Consider the following 21,483-nt stretch of genomic DNA (forward strand, 5'->3'; position numbering starts at 1 on the left):
AGCGTTCTGTAAAAGGGCGCTTTTACATTTTAAGCCTTTCATGTGTTTTTAAACAGGTTACAACAGGATTGTTATTAAACATGTAAAGATGATATTTGCTTGGGGAAATTTGAGCTAATTCACTGATTTTAAATAAACTTTAATCTTTTCTCCCTAATCTAAAATCCTCCCCGTAAAATTTTCTAACCTGATTTTTTTTCATGAATTTTATGACCGCTTTTATTCAACTTTAAGACCAATAAAGTTCTGAATACAAAATTTAGAAAACCAAAAATATATACAAATGGCCATCAAAAAACTTGATAGTATCTTTAGACCCAAAAGAATTGCTCTTATTGGGGTTTCCAGTAACCCCGACAGCGTGGGAGGAATAACACTTAGAAATTTAGTAGGAGGAGGTTTTAACGGGGTTGTTTATCCGGTTAATCCAAAACGCGAAGCAGTATTTGGCATACCTTGTTATCCTGATGTAAAAAGTTTACCAAAAGTTCCGGATTTGGCAGTTATTATGACTGCTGCAAAGTTTGTCCCCCAATTGGTGCGCGAATGTGGAGAAGTTGGGATTCACGGACTAATTATAATGTCAGCAGGATTCAAGGAATCAGGGGAAGAAGGGAAAGTACTTGAAGCACAAGTAAAAGCTGAAAAAGCAAAATTCCCCGATATGAGGGTAATTGGGCCAAACTGTCTTGGTATCTTAGTTCCCGGCTTAAATATGAACGTTAGTTTTGCTGACGGGATGCCTAAAAAAGGACATGTTGCATTTATCTCACAATCAGGAGCTTTATGCACCTCTGTTCTTGACTGGGCTTATGAATCAAATGTTGGCTTTTCAAACTTTGTATCAATCGGCAACTCAATGGATGTTAGTTTTGGAGATTTAATTGACTATTTTGGTCAGGATCCCAATACGAAATCCATAGTTCTATATGTTGAGTCGATTCAGAATGCCAGAACTTTTATGTCTGCAGCGCGCGCATTCTCCCGCGAAAAACCTATTATCGTTTATAAATCAGGGCGCTTTCCTGAATCAGCTGCCGCAGCAGCTTCGCATACCGGCGCTATGGCTTCGGAAGATTCCATTTACGATGCCGTATTCCACAGAGCGGGACTGGCTCGTGTATTCGATTTTGGAAATATTTTTGATTTTACCGACCTTGTTGGCCGGCGCCGAATTCCAAAAGGCAACCGTCTTGCTATTGTAACCAATGCAGGTGGTCCGGGAGTTATGGCAACCGACTCCTTAATTTCACAGGGAGGAAAATTGGTTAAGCTCTCCGACGAAACCATGCAAAAACTTAACGACTATCTTCCGCCGTTTTGGTCGCACGGAAACCCAATTGATGTGCTCGGAGATGCAACACCAGAACGTTTTGCCAAGTCAACTGAAATTGTTTTGGAAGACGAGAATGTGGATGCAGTTTTGGTACTCCTCACTCCTCAGGCGATGACAGACCCAACTGCTACTGCAGATGCAATTGCTAAGATGGCGGGCAATACAACCAAAACGATAATGGCGGCCTGGTTAGGTGGAGCAAGTATGCGGGAAGGAACACAGATTTTCAACAATGCAGGAATTGCCAGTTACGGAACGCCGGAGCAGGCAATAAAAGCTTTCATGACTCTTTCCGACTATTCGCAAAATCTTAAAATGTTGTATGAAACACCAAAAGAAGTTCCTGTATCCTTCCAATACGACAGAAATGAGTTACGTAAAAAATACCTTGAAAACGTTTTCCCAAAAGCAAAGATTTTGAACGAGGACGATTCGAAAATGCTGGTTAACGATTACGGTATCGACACAACTCACCCTACTCCTGCTGCTACAGAAGATGAAGCTGTTGTCATTGCAGAGAAAAAAGGATACCCCGTTGTATTAAAAATCTATTCTCCTGACATTACCCACAAATCGGATGTTGGTGGTGTTGCTTTGAATATCGAAAATGAAGACATGGTAAGGGCTACTTTCAGAAATATGGTAAAAACCGCTGCTGAAAAACGTCCTGACGCGCGAATAGATGGAGTTACCGTTCAAAAGATGGTAAATACAAAAGGCGGAATTGAACTTATTGTCGGAACAAAAAAAGACCCTATTTTCGGAACAGTGATGCTTGTTGGAATGGGTGGAACAACTGCCGAATTATTTAAAGATAAACGACTAGAGTTTCCTCCGTTAAATGAACAACTGGCAAGACAAATGCTGGAATCATTAAAAATATATCCGCTTCTGGCTGGTTGGCGTGGTGATGCACCAAAAAATATCGATAAACTCATCGAAGTATTAATCAGAATGTCATATCTGGCTGCCGATTATCCGGAGATTGAAGAATTGGACATTAATCCGTTGATTGTAACAGAAGAGGATGTGATAGCGCTCGACGCCCGAATTGTGGTTGATGAAGAAATCATGAAACAGCCGGCAAAGGAATACTCGCATCTTGTACTTCGTCCATACCCGGAAAGTCTGATAAAAAACTGCACATTGAAAGACGGTACAGAAATTACACTTCGCCCGATAAAACCGGAAGACGAACCCATGTGGCTTGAACTCCTGGCAAGCTGTTCAAAAGAAGCTATTTATCACCGTTTCAGATATGATTTCTACTTCGACTCGCACGAAGTTGCGTCTCAGTTCTGTTTTATTGATTACGACCGTGAAATAGCCATAGTTGCTGAACATGAAAAGGAAGATGGCTCAAAAGAGCTTATTGGTGTTGGCCGTTTAATTGCCGATCCGGATTTGGAAACAATGGAATATGCCATTTTAATTACCGACAAATGGCAGAAAAAAGAGCTTGGTTACACTTTAACCAATTACTGCATGGAAATTGCCAACATACGTGGAATCAAAAAATTAATGGCGGAAACAACAAAAGACAACAAGCCAATGATTTCAGTTTTCCGAAAATTAAACTTCAAAATCAGGTTTAATGAAGACACCACGGTTTCTGTAAATAAGGAAATTACTGAAAACCTGTAAAAATAGTACAAAAAATAACTCCCGGCAGAGGGTTTATCCCTCTGCCGGGTTGTTAATGTTAAAATGAATGGATATCGCTAAACTTGAATCAGCCGTAAAATTTATCCGGAAAGCAAAATACACCGTTGCTTTTACGGGTGCCGGCATTTCAGTAGCAAGCGGTATTCCCCCTTTTCGCGGCAAAAACGGATTATGGAATAAAACCAGTCCTATCTTTCTGGAAATTGAATTTTTTAATAAAAAACCCCTCCAGTCGTGGAAAAAAATCAAGGAAATTTTTTACGATAGTTTAGGCGATGCTGAACCCAATATTGCCCACGAAGTTTTGGCAAAAATGGAAAAACGAAGTTTCCTTGAGTCGGTTATTACCCAGAATATCGATCATCTCCATCAAAAAGCCGGCAACAAATATGTTTACGAACTTCACGGAACATACAAACAACTCGTTTGTACAGAGTGCAGTTCTGAATATGATATGAGTTTTGCTGACTTAAACTACCTCCCTCCTACCTGCTACATATGTAAAGGCATTTTAAAACCCGACATGGTTTTTTTTAACGAGCCCATTCCTCCATTTGCCAAAAAACGTTCGTTCGAAGAAGCTGAAAAAGCCGATGTCTTTCTAATTATCGGTACAAACGCAGAAGTACTCCCCGCTGCCGACATTCCTGTAACAGCAAAAAAACATGGTGCAAAAATCATTGAAATAAACATAAAAGAAACACATTTCACACGCGAAATTACAGATGTATTTCTTCAGGGTGATGCGGCAGAAATTATGAAACAAATAGGCAAACTTTTGTATTTATAAACCTCTCCCCTGTGTTTTTGTTATCTTTTTATCCAAACAATTTTTGAGATTAAAAATCAACTCAAAAGCCGCTGAATGATTATGATTTTCATTCTTGTGTAAATAAAAAATAATTTCTACAATTAGGTTCTAAAAAAATAAATGAACATGCGACATTTTACAAAACAATTTTTGGCGTTATTTCTTTTTATTGGAATTGCGCTTGGAACTACAGCTGCAAACGATTCGCGGCTGATGAGATACCCCGACATTAATAACAGTTTAATAGCATTTGTATATGCCGGAGACGTTTGGACAGTAGATGCCGGCGGAGGAAATGCCAAACATCTGACATCGCACGAAGGGATGGAACTTTTCCCGAAAATTTCTCCCGACGGAGAATGGATTGCTTATTCTGCCGAATATTCAGGTTCGCGTCAGGTGTTTGTTATTCCGTCCAATGGTGGTGTTCCCAAACAACTCACTTACTACAACTCGGTAGGATTGATGCCGCCTCGAGGTGGATTTGATAACGTAGTACTGGATTGGACACCCGACAGCAAAAACATAATGATTCGCGCCAATCGCACAGAATTTGGCGAACGCAATGGAAAATACTATTTGGTAAACATTGATGGCGGACTTGAGAAGCCGTTACAAATTGTAAATGGCGGTTTTGCCGCGCTTTCACCCGACGGGAAAAAAGTTTGTTTTACTCCCGTCGACCGCGAATTCAGAACCTGGAAAAGATACAAAGGCGGACGTGCAACTGAGCTTTGGATTTACGACCTGGCAAAAGATGTTTCAGAACAAATTACTGATTTTAAAGGCTCTGACCAGTGGCCCGTTTGGTATAACAACAAAATATTTTTCGCATCCGACCGCGATTTAAAATTAAATATATACAGTTACGATACAAATTCGAAAGAAGTCGAACAAGTTACTACATTTAAAGACTTTGACGTGATGTGGCCTTCAGGAGAAAACGGGCAGATGGTTTTCGAAAATGGAGGATTTCTCTACAAAACAAATCTTGAAACCGGCGCTACCGAAAAAGTGACGGTAAATATTAATTTCGATAATCCGAATCTGCTTCCTTATTTTAAAAATGTAGCAGAAGATATTCACAGTTTTACGGTTTCTCCAACAGCAAAACGTGCTCTGTTTGATGCACGGGGTGATATTTTTTCTGTTCCTGCTGAAAACGGCGTAACAGAAAACTTAACGCAAACGCAGGGGATTCGGGAAATTTATCCGAGCTGGTCGCCCGATGGAAAATACATTACGTATTATTCCGATGCTACCGGAGAATATGAAATTTATCTTCTGGAAAATAAAGAAGGGGCAAAACCAAAGCAGCTTACCAAAAACTCTTCTGCGTGGAAATACGACAGTGAATGGTCGCCCGACAGCAAATACTTGCTGTATTCCGACCGCACGCTCAATTTGAAACTCCTGAATGTGGAAAGCGAAAAAGAAACGATTATTGACCATGCCACATTCAACGAAATACAGACGTACAATTTCTCGCCCGATTCAAAATGGGTTATATATGAAAAACAATCGCCAAACGAATTAACTGCAGTCTGGGTTTACAATATTCAGGAGAAAAAAAATATTCAGTTAACCGATGATTCTTTCAACGACTACTCGCCAGTATTTTCATGTGATGGGAAATATATTTACTTCCTTTCCGATCGGGATTTCAATCTTGATTTTTCTGGTTTTGAGTTTGATTATGTGTACAATAACCCAACACGTATTTATGGCATGATTTTGAAAAAAGATGGCGAAGAACTTTTCAAGTTTAAAAATGATGAGGAACCGGTAAAAAAGGAGGAAAAAACAGAGGAAAACAAAAATGGGAACGAAGATAAAACGGAAGTAACAATTGAAATTGACGTAGAAGGAATAAACAATCGTATCGTTGCATTGCCACTCGGAAATGGCAACTACAGGAACCTCACTGCTGTTGATGATGGAATACTTTATATCAACAACGGAAGTCTAAAAAAATTCAGCATTGCAGATAAAAAGGAAGAAGACATACTGGAAAAAACAATGCAATTTTTATTGGCCGATGATGGGAAATCTTTTCTGTATCGCTCAGGCAGAGATTTTGGAATCACAACTGTAAAACCGGGACAAAAAGCCGGAACCGGAAAATTAGAACTCGATAACATGGAAATGAAAATTGACCCGGTAAAAGAATGGCAGCAAATTTATAACGACGGCTGGCGCATTTACCGCGATTATTTTTATGTAGACAATCTGCATGGCGTTGACTGGAAAAAAGTAAAACAAAATTACGCTCAATTGCTTCCTTTTGTAGGGCATCGTATGGATTTGGATTATATTTTCAGTGAAATGGTTTCTGAATCGAACACGGGGCACTCCTATGTAAACTGGGGCGATTTCAAAAAACCTGAACGTGTGGAAGGTGGTTTGCTGGGTGCAAAAATAGTTGCAGATGAAAAAGCCGGTCGTTTCAAAATTTCAAAAATTTATGACAGTCAAAACTGGAATTCGTCTCTTCGCTCTCCATTAACAGAACAGGGTGTAGACGTGAAAGAAGGCGATTATCTTATCAGTATAAACGGCCACAATGTTACTACAGACGATAATCCATACAAATTTTTGGAAAACACGGCAGGAAAACACATTGAGATTGCTGTAAATTCAGAGCCCAAAGCAGAGGATAGTCGCAAATCGATGATTGAACCAATTGAGAGTGAATTGGCTTTATTGCATTACAACTGGGTGCAGGAGCGCCGCGCTTTGGTTGATAAACTATCCGGTGGAAAAATCGGTTACATTTATGTTCCCAACACATCGACGGATGGAAACCGCGAACTATTTAAAGGAATGTATGCATACCATAACAAGGAAGCTTTGATAATTGATGATCGATATAACGGTGGTGGTTTTATCCCCGATGTGATGGCTGATTTACTCAATAGGAAAACGCTTAGTTACTGGAATGTAAATGGTTTAAGCCCCATGTCTACTCCGGCAATCGCACACGACGGGCCAAAAGTGATGCTGATAAACGGTTATTCATCTTCCGGTGGCGATGCTTTCCCCTACTATTTTAAAAAGAAAGGGCTGGGAAAACTTATCGGAACACGCACCTGGGGCGGATTGGTTGGAATTTCCGGTAATGCGCGCTTTGTTGACGGCGGCAGTTTCTCTGTTCCCCGTTTTGGGGTTTACGACGAAAATAGTGAATGGGTAATCGAGGGAATTGGTGTTTATCCTGATATTGAAGTAGTTGATCGTCCGGAGCAACTCGCAAAAGGGATTGACCCGGGAATTGAAAAAGCCGTAGAAGTATTACTAAAAGAACTGGAAGAAAATCCGGTAAAAAAAGTAAAAGCACCAAAACCACCAAATCGTTCAGGCTGGATAGAACAGGAAATCAAATAATTCACAAAAGAGGTTGTTTTACAAAACAGCCTCTTTTTTTGTCTCTTCACGGCAAAAAATCAATAAACTTCAGGTTTTGCAATGATGGAAAATTTGTATCGATCTCCGCGATAATATGACTTTTCTATCTCCACTACCTTGCCACTCGAACAAAAAATAGCACCGTCCAAAATAAAAACGGGCAAAGGTGAATTGGTATCAAAATAGTTATCTGAAGATTTTGGGCCTAAAATTACCGTACTTAATGTCTGTTTCATGTCGGTGATTTTAAGGCTGTACACTTCTTCATAAATTGTAAAATATGGCTTCTTTGTTTCAATTATATTAATCCTTGGACAAAGCTTTAATGAAATGTACCGTGTTTCATCTTTCATTAAAACATCATCGGCATACCGAAGACGGTGAATTTTAACTACCGGGCCTTCAATAATATAATGATGTCCGCTAATCTCCGTCGAAATACCGGCGTCGAGTATAGTCTTCTCAATGATTACACTTTTCGGTTTAAATCCCTCCTTTCGCAAATTTTCTTCAAAGCCGGAACGCGTAGTATAAATGGATCCCAGTGTTCGGGTAACGTGCTTGTCTTCTGTGCGGTTTAAAACAAAAGTCCCCTTCCCTTTAATTCGTGTAGCCCATCCCCTGAGTTCAATCTCGTGAAGGCTTTTCCGCGCTGTGGTATTGCTTATATTGTATTTTTTTATAAGCTCGTTTTCCGAAGGAATTTTATCTCCGGGTTGTAAATCGCCCGATTCAATATTTTCAATAATATCCAGGCAAATTTCAATATATTTTGGATGAGTCGAATTCATGCCATAAAAGTAGATGAAAGTAAAGAATTTATCAACCCGTATTTGCAGATTAATATTTCTTACTTATATTTGCACAAAATCTAACTTAGTGCGTTAACTAAAATGAAAAGAAATCTAACTTGGATACCTTGGCTTATTGTTGCGATGACCTTCTTTGCTACAGCCTTAAGTTTTCTCGACCGGCAGGTACTTTCTATCTCCATTATAAAAATTAAAGAAGATTTTCATATTTCCGATATTGAATACGGCTTTATAAACACCGGTTTTTTAATCAGCTATGCAATTATGTTTACCGTTGGCGGCATATTAATAGACCGCTATGGAAGCCGGCTAGGATTGGCATTTTCAGTAGGAATATGGTCCTTTGCCACACTCTTGCACAGTTTGGCCAATAATGCTTTCCAGTTTGGACTGTTCAGGTTCATTTTAGGAATAGGAGAAGGCGGAGCATTTCCCGGTGCGATAAAAGCAGTTGTTGAATGGGTTCCGAAACACAGACAAGCACTTGCAAATGGAATTGCCATAGGCGGCTCAGCACTTGGCGCCGTAGTCGCTCCTCCTCTGTGTGTTTATTTAATAGGTGTTACCGGATGGCGTGGTGTGTTTCTGATTACCGGGGCTTTTGGCATTTTTTGGGTAACTGCATGGCTGCTGTGCCCGAAACAGAAAGCAGCAACACCGGAGCAAACAAATCAAAAAGGAGACAATACAGGTTCAAAACAAAATCGCGTCAACCTCATCGAGATACTTAAAATAAAAGAAGTTTGGGTTTTTATACTAATTCGCTTTTTACTTGATCCCATATTTTATTTTTATATGTTCTGGATTCCGAAATATTTAAACGAGGCACGGGAAATTGACATTAACCTGATTGGAAAACTCTTCTGGATTCCATTTCTTGCACTTGGAATTTCAAACATGCTCGGCGGTTGGATATCAGATAAAATGTACAAAAAAACCGGCAACCTGAACTCCGCACGAAAAATGATAATGGGATTTGCAGCCTTACTTACTGCACCTGCCCTACTCGTAAAAATAGCACCAAATGCCGAGTGGGTGATTCTTATTATCTCGATTGCATTTTTTGCCCACGGGCTCTGGATTACCAACTATATAACGTCAATCAGCGACATCTTCGGGAAAACAATAACATCAACAATAATCGGATTTTCAGGTTCGGCAGGTGCACTCTCATCTCTGATTCTCAATCCTGTCATCGGCCTGATTATTTCCCGGTTCTCCTATGATCCGGTGTGGATTTATGCAGGTTCGATGTATTCCATCGCATTTATTGCGTTTATTATATTCATACCAAAGATTAAACTCTTAAAAGCATTTCAATAGATCAACACAAAATACATCATAAAAAAAATTTACAAAAATAAACTTAGTGCGTAAAGAACAAACACAATAAGCGTTATTATGAAAAAAAAAGAATCAAATAACATGCTGCTTAATGCAGAGAGAAACGCTCCAAGAATAGGGGTATTTGGTGTAGGATATGACAAATACTGGGAGCAGTTTCCCGGTCTCTTCGACGAATTAATGCAAAAGCACGCAGAAATAATTAATAAAGTTGAAATTCAGGAAGCAACAGTTGTTGATTTTGGGATGGTTGATAATCCGCAAAAAGCTTATGAAACTGTAAAAAAGATGGAGGCTGCCAACCTCGACTTGATTTTCTGTAATATGCTGACATATGCGACTTCCGGCACATTTGGAATCATCATAAAAACAGTTTCGGTTCCGATTGTACTTGTCGCATTACAACCCAGAAAAGCGCTGGATTATACAAAAGCCTCAACATACATGCAACTGATGAACGATGACATTTGCGCCTTGCCTGAATTTGCGGGTGTGGCCGTAAGAATGGGGAAAAAGGTTCCGGATATGATAATAGGAACATTAAATGACGATCCGGAAGTTGAGATCCAATTCAATGAATATTGCCGGATTGCCCGTGTCCTTCACGATTTAAAAAATGCTCAGCTGGGCCACTTGGGTCATCCGATAAACGCTATGCTCGATATGCATACCGATGAAACCATGTTAACTTCTGTTTTTGGAAGCCACGTGGTTGAGTGTGAAGCGAACGAACTCTTTTCCTGTTATAAAAAGGTTACCGAAAAAGAAATAAAAGAACGTGAAGAATTAATACTTAACTTTTTTGATACGCCGGATCCGGTTTCCGATCCTATTTCAATGAAACTTCAGGACGAAGATTTACGCGTTGCTGCAAAAGTAAGCGTTGCGCTGACCCGTTTTGTAGAAGAAAAAAAGCTCGATGGACTTGCTTACTATTACGACGGTCCGGAAAACAGCGAATTACAAACCGTACTTACCAATTTGATAGTTGGAAATTCACTGTTAACCTCAAGAGGTTTTCCAATGTGCGGAGAATCAGATTTAAAAACACTTATTGGCCTTCTTATTATGGACAGACTTGGAATTGGCGGCAGTTTTGCGGAATTCCACCCCGTTGATTTTAACGAAGGATTTGTCCTTGTTGGCCACGACGGGCCACACAACATTGCCATCGCTGAAGGAAAACCGGTACTAAGAAGTTTAAAAAAATACCACGGTAAGCCCGGAAACGGAGCAGGTGTGGAATTTAAAATAAAAGAAGGCCCGATTACCATGCTTTCAATCAATTCAACATACGATGGGAAATTCAAATTTGTGATTGCTGAAGGAGAATCGGTCGCCGGGCCGATCCCTCCTACCGGAAATACAAATACAAGAGGATTTTTTAAACCTGACATTAAAACATTTCTCACTCGTTGGATTAAAGAAGGCCCCACCCATCATTTCTCGCTCGGCATCGGACATCATGCAAATACTATTGCCAAAATAGCTGACTACTTAAACATAGACTCTGTAATAATTACTTCTGATTCAACCAATTAAAAATGTAAAATTTTATGAAAATCTTTCTAAACTATTTGAACAAAAAAAAGGATTACAACCTTTTGAGAGGAATTTTTCTCCTTTCTTTGGTGTTTTGTATTTCTTTTGCTGCCAACGCCAATTTTTCCGCAAAGGCACCGCAGCAACCGATTGTGGTTGCCGGACAGGTAAAAAGTGCTGACGGGATAACACTTCCCGGTGTAAATGTACTGGTAAAAGGTACCAATAGCGGAGTTATTACTGACACCGACGGAAATTACTCTGTCGAAATTGCGAATCCCAACGCTATACTGATTTTTAGCTTTATCGGGTATCAAACTAAAGAGGTGGAAATAAATTCACAAACCTCGATAGACGTGACACTTGATGAAGACGTAAAAAGCTTGGATGAAGTTATTGTCGTTGGTTACGGAACACAACGAAAGAAAGACCTTACCGGCTCAATATCCAGAGTGAAGGGAGATGAGATGATTCTGCCTTCCACATCAACTTTTGACCAGATGCTCCAGGGAAAAGTTGCCGGCGTCCAGATTACACAAACCACCGGTGCTCCCGGTGGAAATGTAAATATCCTTGTTCGTGGTGTAAGTTCCATCACCGGTGGAAATCAACCCTTATATGTTATCGATGGATTTCCCGTTAACATCGGTGAAGGTAGTTCTAACATGCTTAGCTTTGGTGGCTCAAATTATTCAGCCTCCAACATGGCAGGAAGTACTACAGACCGAATTAATCCTTTAACATCGATAAATCCGTCTGACATAGAATCGATTGAGATTCTGAAAGATGCCTCTGCAACGGCAATTTATGGTTCCAGAGGAGCCAACGGCGTTGTTATTATTACTACAAAAAGAGGAAGTATGGGCAAATCACAGTTTAATGTTGATGTTTCTTACGGTATTCAGGAGGTAGCACACAAACTGGATATGATGAATTCTCAGGAATATGCAGAATTTGTTGCCGAGGGCAGGGATAATGCATGGGTTTATTCCGGAGGGGATGCCAACGATCCAAACAGTGCAAGACCTCAGTCATACAAAGTTCCGGAAGAATTTCGCACTCCTTCTTCAATAGCAACAAATACCGACTGGCAAGATATTATTTTCCGCGTTGCTCCGGTACAGAACTATCAGCTTTCTTCCAGCGGAGGAACTGAAAAGCTCAAATATCTTGTTTCAGGCGGTTATTTCCACCAGGAAGGAATTGTTCTTACCTCCGACTACAAACGTTTTAACATTCGCACAAATTTAGATGCTCAGGTTCTTAAAAATCTGAAAATAGGTTCAACCATATCCGGGTCGTACGGATACGGAACTTTCCCAAATACCGAGGGACACTATGGACAAAGCGGTGTTATTATGATGGCTCTGGCGGCTTCACCTACAATTCCGGTGTACGCAGAAGACGGTAGCCCATATTTCAGTGCAGACGACGTTTCCTATGGTCTTGGATGGCTGGTAAACCCCTTAACTGTTTTAAATAAAGATAATTATTCTGATGAACGTACAAAAGCCAACGCTATGATCAACAATTATCTTGAATACAAAATTCTAGATGGTCTAACGTTCAAAAGTACCGTCGGCATTAACTACAACGCAGGTACGATTAAACTCTGGCGTTCATCTGCTATTCCTTTATATACAACACTCAATTATCCTTCATCTGCTGGTGTTACAAAAACCGACAACATTGAATGGTTAAATGAAAATACCATAAATTACAAGCGTGTTTTTAAAGAAAAACACTCATTCGACGCGTTAGTGGGATTCACTGCTCAAAAAAGCACCTACAACCGTCTCTCTGCCGGTGCAACTGATTTTCCAACAGATTATGTGACCTACATTTCGGCAGGGACAGTAAACTCCGGCACACAAATAAAAGCGGAATGGGCGATGTTATCCATAATTTCCAGGATAAATTATTCCTACGCTGGCAAATACCTTCTTACCGCAACTGTGCGAAGAGATGGAAGTTCCAGATTTGGATCAAACAACAAATGGGGCACTTTCCCCTCATTTTCAGGAGGATATAATATTTCAGAGGAATCTTTTATGAAATCTGTCGAGAACCTAAGCAACCTAAAACTCAGGTTTAGTTATGGTGTTTCCGGGAACAATCAAATTGGGAACTATGCAACTATTGGCTTACTTAGCTCGTCTGATTATGTTGACGGAGACAGCAAAATCTCTGGGTTACGTCCCAGCTCCCTGTCCAACGACGACCTGACCTGGGAAAAATCACACCAAATCGACCTCGGATTGGATTTGGGACTTTTTGATGACAGAATATCACTTATTGCTGACGTGTATAAAAACAAAAAAACAGACCTGTTATTGGCTGTTGAATTACCCGCAGCATCAGGCTATTCAAGCTCTACTCAAAATGTTGGTGATATTGAAAATAAAGGAATTGAACTGGCACTTGAAACCATACCTGTTAAAAGCAAAAATTTCAACTGGACAAGTAACTTTACCTTTAGCGCCAATAAAAATAAAGTACTAAAACTGGCAACTGAAGGAGCGAGAATCAGCAATAACTCATACCAGGTAACCGAGGTTGGTTCACCCATTTCCAGTTTTTTCATGCTTAATGCAATTGGTATTTTTCAAAGCGAAGAAGAAATTGCAAACAGTGCGCTTCAGCATGCCAATGTACAACCCGGTGATTTAAAATTTGAAGACTTCAATGGCGATGGAGACATTACTTCTGCCGACCAAAAAATTGTTGGGAACCCGTGGCCTGACTTCACATGGGGATTTAACAACAAATTTTTGTATCGTAACTTCTCTCTGAGTATCGCTTTAAATGGCTCAAATGGTGCCGACACTTATTTAATGAATAACGCCATGATGAACAGTGCTGGTGTACAAAACCAATTGGCAAGCATACACCGGTGGAGATCGGAAAGCGACCCGGGAGATGGAAGGACACCAAGGGCAATTCGTAGTAACTATGCATATTCTTTAAGCACCTCGTCCTACTATCTTCACGACGCTTCGTATGTCAGAATTAAAAATATTAATCTTTCCTATACGTTCCCCGGTGAATTATTAAACAGAATATCCATGAGCAACCTGACTGTATATGCTGATGTTGCAAATGTGTACACATTTACAGATTATCCGGGCTACGATCCTGATGCAAGCAGTTCGGGGAATAACATCACCAGCTCAGGACTCGACTACGGTACATTCCCATTGGCGAGAACATACACATTGGGCATTAAGCTTTCATTCTAAATTTGAATTTGTAAAAAATGAAAAAAATAGTTTATATAATATCAATCATTCTGGTGAGTTTGACTTCTTGTAAAGATTTTCTCTCGTTATCACCAGAATATCAAATCAACGAAATTAACTACTATCAGTCGGAAGACGATTATGAAACAGCTGTTATAGGGATATACAACTTGTTACAGGGGCTGCATAATTTAACAATTATGTATCCGGCAGAACTATTAACCGACAATACCGAAATTAACTCTTATACATGGGGTTCGGTTGTTGCTGAGTTTGATGAAGCCGAAGTAACATCGGCAAATAGTACCATAAACAGTATCTGGACAAGTTGTTTTACTGCAATAGCCTATTCAAACAATATATTGTCAAGAATTGACGACATTGAGATGAGTGAGTCCAAACAGAACCAGTTTCAAGGGGAAGCATTGTTTTTAAGGGCATATTGCTATTTCTACCTGGTACGCCTTTATGGTGATGTGCCTGTCGTTAATGTTGCGTTTAGAAGCCCCGACGAGATTTCATCTTTCGACATGTCACGTCAGCCCGTTAGTGCAATTTATACGGTAATAAAAGACGATTTGACCAATGCAGCGACCTTGCTGGACGGGATTGAGCTCTCAAAAGGAAGGGCGTCTAAAGGAGCAGCAAAAACCTTACTCGGAAAAGTTTACCTCACATTAAATGAATATGAAAATGCTGCCGGAATTTTAAAAGAAGTTATTGATATGAATGCCTACAGTTTGGTTGACGACTATGGAAGCCTGTTTGACGGAACAAATGAAGAATCTGATGAATCCATTTTTGAAATTGGTTACCATTCAGGCGATCTTGGTGAGGGAAATTCTTTTTCTTCAAGTTATACTCCGGGACTATTCAACATGGCAATTTTTCCGAACAATATGAACGGTAATGGATACATGTGCCCCACCCAAGATTTATACGACTCCTATGAAGAAGGAGACGAAAGAAAAACTGCTTCGGTAATTGATTCTGTGCTTTTAACAGATGGAACATACGAATACACGCTTTGCGGATTAAAGTTTGTCGATTTTTCAACCGGAACATCAGGCGACGGAGGCATTAATTATACAGCTTTACGCTATGCCGATGTTTTGCTAATGTATGCAGAAGCCTTAAATGAAAGCAATCAAACTTCTGACGCACTGCCTTATCTAAACGAAGTTAGAGAACGGGCAGGATTAGATGATCTTACTGGGTTGTCAAAAGAAGAATTTACATTGGCAATGGAAAAAGAACGCCGTGTTGAATTCTTTCATGAAGGGCACCGATGGTTTGATTTGCTCAGAACAGGCCGGGCAAAAACAGTATTAAATGCCTATTTCGAAAGCATAGGAAGTAGTTATACTCTGGATGACTATGAACTTTTAATGCCAATACCAGATGATGAACTAGAGATTAGTCCGGAATTGGAACAAAACGATGGTTATTAATTAAAATCAAAAAGGCTCGAAGCAGAATTTTTCTGCTTCGAGCTATATACCACAAAATGAAGGGGATTTTTTTGCTTTTTATAATCGCAATTCTTAGTCTGTCGTGCGCAGTAAAGAAATATGACAGTAGTATAACAGTTACTGGCTTGCGCTGCGACTACTTTGAAAATCCTCTGGGAATTGACAACCGAAATCCCAAATTAAGCTGGATAATTAAATCAACAGAAAAAAATCAAAAACAGACAGCTTACCAAATTCTGGTTGCCAGCAGCCTCAAACATCTAAATAATGAAAAGGGCGATATTTGGGATACCGGAAAAATAAAATCAGATCAGTCTTGCCAGATTATCTATCAGGGAAAACCACTTCAATCAACAAAAAAATATTACTGGAAAGTACGCGTATGGGATAAAAATAATAACCGTTCGGAATGGAGTATCACTGCTAATTGGGAAATGGGTCTATTGAAACCGGAACAATGGAAAGCCCAATGGATTGGATTTAACAGCCAGACTGCTCCCCTATTTAGAAAAGAAATAGAAATCTCTAAAACGTTAAAAGAAGCCCGGGTATATATTAGCGGACTGGGATTTTACGAATTAAGTATAAACGGCAACAAAATTGGCGATCATGTACTTGACCCCGGACAAACCGATTATGAACAACGAACATTTTATGTTGTATACGATGTCACGCAGCAATTAAAACAAGGAACAAACGCGATTGGAATAATGCTGGGGAACGGATGGTATAACCAGAACGTTGTGAACAGCGCCAGATATGGTTGGGGAGATGCAGTTTATGGTAAACCAAGGTTGCTATTTCAGATGCAGCTCACTTTTGACGATGGAACTGAAAAGACCGTTATTTCCGACGAAACATGGAAAGTTTCCCCTGGGCCGGTAACCTCCAACAATCTTTACGCTGGAGAACAATACGATGCCAGACTGGAACAACCTGGTTGGAACAATTCAGGATTTAATGATAACGATTGGAACAAAGTTAGTTTGGTAGAAGCTCCCGGAGGTAAACTCGTATGTCAAAACATCCCTCCCATAAAAAAAATGGACACCATTGCTCCTGTAAATATTACCAATCCAAAACCCGGAATCTATATTTACGATATGGGACAAAACTTTGCAGGATGGGCAAAATTAACTGTAAATGCCGAAAAAGGAACAAAAATACAGTTGCGCTTTGCTGAAAACCTTGATAAGAACGGGTTATTGAATCCTGCCAGTACAGGTGTGTATGCAACCGGCGTTGTTCAAACAGATGGTTATACCTGTAAAGGAAACGGAACAGAGATATGGGAACTCCGCTTCACATACCATGGCTTTCGCTATGTGGAAATGGCTGGATTTCCCGGCACTCCATCCAAAGACAATCTTAAGGGAATTGTCGTTCACTCTTCACTGCAAGAAGCGGGGGAATTTACGTGTTCTGATGAACGGTTGAACCGTCTGCATAAAACAGCTTTATGGACAGAAAAAAGCAACCTCCACAGTATTCCCACTGATTGTCCGCACCGTGAAAGATGTGGCTGGCTTGGAGATGCTTTTCTTACTTCCGACATGACCATCTACAATTTTGACGCGGCTACATTTTGGTCGAAATTCCTTGTCGACATTGAAACTTCACGCAGAGACGGAATTCCCGATAATATTGTACCGGGAAGAAGAAGCGGAGGCAAAAGTCCTGATTGGGGAGCAGCCTATATCCAGTTAACCTGGAATATGTTTCTTTACTATGGCGATAAATCAGTAATTTCAGAACATTATGATGGCATGACTTTTTTTATGAATCATCTGCAACAAATAGCCAGTAACAATATTGTTCACAATGGCATTGGCAGTCTGTTCTCCCCCAATCGTATAACACCGGAAGAAACGCCCAAAGCATTTACGTCAACCATGCTCTACTATTTCTGTGCTGATGTGATATCCCGAATGTCAAAAGCCATTGAAAAAAAGAGTGAAGCTGAAAAATTTGCTTTACTCGCGACTCAAATAAAAAACTCTTTTAATAGCAAATTTTACAATAAAGAGAAAAAAACATACGAAGGACAGGAGAAAAATGTTTTGGCACTCGCATTTAACCTTGTACCGCAAGAAGACAAACAAGCTGTCGCCAATAATCTGAACAAAGACATTATCGAAAATCATAATTATCATGTGTCCACCGGGATATTTGGAAGCAGATATATTTATGAAATTTTAGCACAATTTGGATTTGAAGAAACAGTCAAGAAAATATTACATTCCAATACTTTCCCCAGCTACGGATATTTATTTTCGCGGGGAGCAACCACTTTCTGGGAAAATTGGGGCGAATTAAAATTTGAAGACAGACTGAAAATAGATGGAGACGAACGTTCAAAAAATCATCCGTTTCAGGGCGGTTTTGATGCCTGGTTTTACAATGGAATTGTAGGAATTAAACCCGATCCGGAAAATCCGGGATTCAAACACATCATCTTCCGCCCTCAGTTAACAAACGTTTTAGATTCTGCAAAAGCAACTTACAACTCCATTCATGGACCGATTTCCAGCAACTGGCAGAATGCCGGCAACGAATTTAAATGGTTCGTTTCTGTTCCGGCAAATACTACGGCAACAATATTCATTCCTGCTAATAAACAAGATTCAATTTTCAAAAACGGAAAGCCTATTAAAGAACTGAAACAGCTCCAAAATGAAACCCGTTTTAGATTTCACGAATTGGAATCTGGCGAATATTCATTTAAAGTAAAAAGAAATTCTTATCCCGAAAAATAAAATAATTTATACATTCATTAATCTGAACGAATTAAACGAATAAACCATGAAACGAACGATTTATCACCCACATCTTAAATATCATTTAAAACTTTTTCTCTCTGGAGTAATTCTAATAACATTAATTTGTTATAGCTGCTCAATCAAGGAAGAAAAAAAGATTGAAAATCTCCCAACAATAAATATTTCGGAAAATGATTTTCATTCCGTTCCTGCAGAATTCAAACCCTGGGTTTATTATTGGTGGCTTAAAGGAAATGTAACTGAAGAACAGATTACGCATGATTTGGAAGAAATGCAAAAAAAAGGCATTGGAGGATTTTTGCTGTTCGATTCCCGTGGTTATTGGGATTCTTACGATGGCAGAACAGGCCACATTCCGGTTCCACTTCATATAAAATATGAATTTATGAGTCCAGAATGGCGAGAAATGGTTAAATACACCATGCAGGAAGCCAACCGGCTGGGACTCAAAATGAGTATTAACATTGCCAATACAGGAGGTTCTCTTCGTGGTCCGTGGGATATGAAAGAAGACGGTCCGAAACAACTCATCTGGACTTCGACAACCATTTCCGGTTCAAGCAAAGTATCGATTCCTATAGAAAATCCTTCTGACCAAAAATATTTTCAGGATGTTGCATTGATGGCGGTAAAAATAGAATCAAAGGAAAAACCATCTGATAAAAGCAGTGATCTAAATACAAACTGGAAAACCGTATCTACACCATCTGAAGATGCACCGGTTGCAGGCGAAATGATTAATCTTGCTGAAAAAATCGACAATGGCACTCTGCAATGGGATGCTCCCGAAGGGGAATGGCAAATCTTACGTTTTGGATTCCATGTTATCGGAGAAGAAGGCAGTGTAGATATTTTAAATACCGAGGCCGTAACAAAATATTTTCATTTAATGGGTTCTGAAATTCTGAAAGATGCAGGGCCGCTGGCGGGAACTACACTAACCCATTTTTACAATGTAAGCTGGGAAGGAGGAGAGCCTGACTGGAGTGTAAATTTCGAAAATGATTTTAAAAAATACCGTGGTTACGACATACAACAATACATGCCCATCCTCGCTGGAATATCATTGAAAGACAACAAAGTAAACGAGCGTTTTATGCGCGACTATTTAACAACTATCAGCGACTGTTTTAAACACAACTGTTATGAAACCATTGGAGAACTTTGCCATGCACAAGGAATGGAATGGCATTCTGAAGATGGCGGTCCATGGCCCCGCGAGGCTCCTATGTTTAAAGAAGCTGACCAATTAACATTCTGGGGCAGAAACGATATGGCTCAGGGTGAATTTTGGTGTTCCAGTACCGATGATTTACATACAAAATCGAATGTTCGGTACACTGCCATGGCAGGGCACATTTATGAACACCCGCTGATTGCAGTTGAAGCGTTCACCCACATGGGGCGGCACTGGACAAAGTATCCTGCCTATTTAAAACCCTTTGCCGATGTTAATTTAATTGATGGGGCAAACTTTTTCATCTGGCATACATTTACAGCTTCGCCATTGGAAGTTGGTAAACCCGGTTATGAATATTTTGCCGGCACACATATAAACACCAACATTACCTGGTGGAACGAAGCCAGCAGTATTTTCAATTATCTTGGAAGATGCCAGTATATGCTCCGCAAAGGGAATTTTGTTGCTGATGTATGTTGTTATGTCAGCGATAAAAACTATGTAAGATGGGGACGGGGCGAAAAATGGAATCCAAACTCATCGCTTGCTCCCGTGAAAGGTTTCACCTACGATCTTTTAAGTTCCGAAGTGCTTGTAAACCGTTTATCGGTAAAAGATGGCCGGCTTGTACTTCCCGACGGGATGAGCTATAAAATGCTGGTTATCGATCTCGTAGAACCCGAAATTCCTGTTCCTGTTCTGAAAAAAATTGATAAATTGATAAACGAAGGGGCGACCATTGTTCTGGGGGAAACCAAACCGCAAAATGCGCCCGGCATTTACAACTATCCCGAAAGTGACAAAGAAATCAGTAACATCGCCAATAAACTTTGGACGCAAACTTCCGGGCAAATGCAGGTTCGTAAAATGGGAAAAGGAAAAGTTTATTCCGGAACAAACATGGAAGAGATACTGAAAGACAACCAAATCCTTCCTGACTTTGAAGGGCCGTTCGAGTATATTCACCGGGCAGGAGACAATCTCGATATTTATTTTGTTTCCGGCGAAGGAAAAGCCGAGTGTACTTTTCGCGTAAACAATAAAAAACCAGAGATATGGAATCCTCTAAGCACTGAAGTTACAGAAGTTGCCAGCTACAAATCAACAGATGACGGCAGAACAAGCATCGTACTTAATCTTCCCAAAAATGGTTCTGCTTTTGTTGTATTCCGGGAAGAGACGGAAAAAAATCATTTTGTTTCCATTGAAGGTCCGGAATATCCGGAAACGAAGGAGAACAAAGAAGGGTCTTCTCAATTTGTATTCTGGAAAAACGGTGATTACAACTTTACAACAGCTGATGGAAATACAAAAAAAATAGCGGCAACGGTTCCTCCTACTTCAGAAATAACAGGAACCTGGAATGTAACATTTCATCCGGCAACCGAAGCCTTACCTTTTGAAACTGAATTTTCTCAACTTACACTTTGGAATGAAAATGCCGATGCCTCAATAAAATATTTTTCAGGAACAGCTGCCTACACAAATGCTTTTACTTTAACTGCAGAGCAGGCTGGAAGCCCTGCCATTTTGCAATTGGGAGAAGTCCACGATATCGCGCACGTATGGATTAATGAAAAAGATATGGGAATCGTTTGGACAGCGCCATGGTCTGTTGATCTTACAGGAGTTTTAAACGAAGGTCAAAACCAAATTAAAATTGAAGTTACCAACTGCTGGGCAAACCGCCTTATTGGCGATGCCGGGCTGCCGGAAAGCCAATGGACAACCAAAACCAACGTTCGCCGTGTTCCGGATCGGTCGGAATATAAAGCCGGGCACCAGGCTTTTTCTGCCAAAGATGAACTCATGCCTTCTGGTTTAGTTGGCCCGGTAACAATTAAGTTTGGGAAAGAAGAATCCGTTGCATTAAAATAATTCATTTATAGAGTGTGCC

10 protein-coding genes are annotated in these 21,483 nt (G+C 40.0%); 9 read left to right on the forward strand and 1 reads right to left on the reverse strand.

Annotated features, from left to right (window positions below):
* Window positions 1-283: 283 nt before the first annotated feature.
* The 3 genes from K5G00_RS20135 to K5G00_RS20145 all read left to right on the forward strand — a co-directional run bounded on the left by K5G00_RS20135 (window position 284) and on the right by K5G00_RS20145 (window position 7,196).
* The gene (locus tag K5G00_RS20135; RefSeq protein WP_238768037.1) at window positions 284-2,980 is read left to right on the forward strand and encodes a bifunctional acetate--CoA ligase family protein/GNAT family N-acetyltransferase; all 2,697 of its coding nucleotides are present in this window, start codon (window positions 284-286) and stop codon (window positions 2,978-2,980) included.
* A 67-nt stretch (window positions 2,981-3,047) separates the two neighbouring features.
* A complete protein-coding gene (locus K5G00_RS20140; RefSeq protein WP_238768038.1) occupies window positions 3,048-3,791 on the forward strand; it encodes an SIR2 family NAD-dependent protein deacylase in 744 nt (247 codons plus the stop codon).
* A 147-nt stretch (window positions 3,792-3,938) separates the two neighbouring features.
* On the forward strand, window positions 3,939-7,196 hold the full coding sequence (locus K5G00_RS20145) for a S41 family peptidase (RefSeq protein WP_238768039.1): 3,258 nt from the start codon (window positions 3,939-3,941) through the stop codon (window positions 7,194-7,196).
* A gap of 59 nt (window positions 7,197-7,255) precedes the next feature.
* Here K5G00_RS20145 and K5G00_RS20150 read toward each other — a convergent pair whose 3' ends face one another.
* Window positions 7,256-8,008 (reverse strand): GntR family transcriptional regulator, encoded by a 753-nt coding sequence (locus K5G00_RS20150; RefSeq protein WP_238768040.1) that lies wholly within the window; start codon window positions 8,006-8,008, stop codon window positions 7,256-7,258.
* A gap of 102 nt (window positions 8,009-8,110) precedes the next feature.
* Here K5G00_RS20150 and K5G00_RS20155 point away from each other — a divergent pair, with 102 nt between their 5' ends.
* The 6 genes from K5G00_RS20155 to K5G00_RS20180 all read left to right on the forward strand — a co-directional run bounded on the left by K5G00_RS20155 (window position 8,111) and on the right by K5G00_RS20180 (window position 21,464).
* Complete coding sequence (locus K5G00_RS20155) at window positions 8,111-9,352, forward strand: MFS transporter (protein ID WP_238768041.1); 1,242 nt, start codon at window positions 8,111-8,113, stop codon at window positions 9,350-9,352.
* Between the two features lie 78 nt (window positions 9,353-9,430).
* Window positions 9,431-10,915: an L-fucose/L-arabinose isomerase family protein gene (locus tag K5G00_RS20160; RefSeq protein WP_238768042.1), complete on the forward strand. Its 1,485-nt coding sequence runs from the start codon at window positions 9,431-9,433 to the stop codon at window positions 10,913-10,915.
* Between the two features lie 14 nt (window positions 10,916-10,929).
* Window positions 10,930-14,154, forward strand: coding sequence for a SusC/RagA family TonB-linked outer membrane protein (locus tag K5G00_RS20165; RefSeq protein WP_238768043.1), 3,225 nt, complete (start codon window positions 10,930-10,932; stop codon window positions 14,152-14,154).
* Between the two features lie 17 nt (window positions 14,155-14,171).
* A complete protein-coding gene (locus K5G00_RS20170; RefSeq protein WP_238768044.1) occupies window positions 14,172-15,605 on the forward strand; it encodes a RagB/SusD family nutrient uptake outer membrane protein in 1,434 nt (477 codons plus the stop codon).
* A gap of 56 nt (window positions 15,606-15,661) precedes the next feature.
* Entirely contained in the window at window positions 15,662-18,382 is a 2,721-nt protein-coding gene (locus K5G00_RS20175; protein ID WP_238768045.1) for a family 78 glycoside hydrolase catalytic domain, read from the forward strand.
* Window positions 18,383-18,428: 46 nt separating this feature from the next.
* Window positions 18,429-21,464 carry a glycosyl hydrolase gene (locus tag K5G00_RS20180; protein WP_238768046.1) on the forward strand — a complete coding sequence of 1,012 codons (3,036 nt, stop codon included), beginning with the start codon at window positions 18,429-18,431 and terminating at the stop codon, window positions 21,462-21,464.
* Window positions 21,465-21,483 lie beyond the last annotated feature (19 nt).

It is taken from the genome of Maribellus maritimus (assembly GCF_022267315.1).
Taxonomy (GTDB): domain Bacteria; phylum Bacteroidota; class Bacteroidia; order Bacteroidales; family Prolixibacteraceae; genus Draconibacterium; species Draconibacterium maritimum.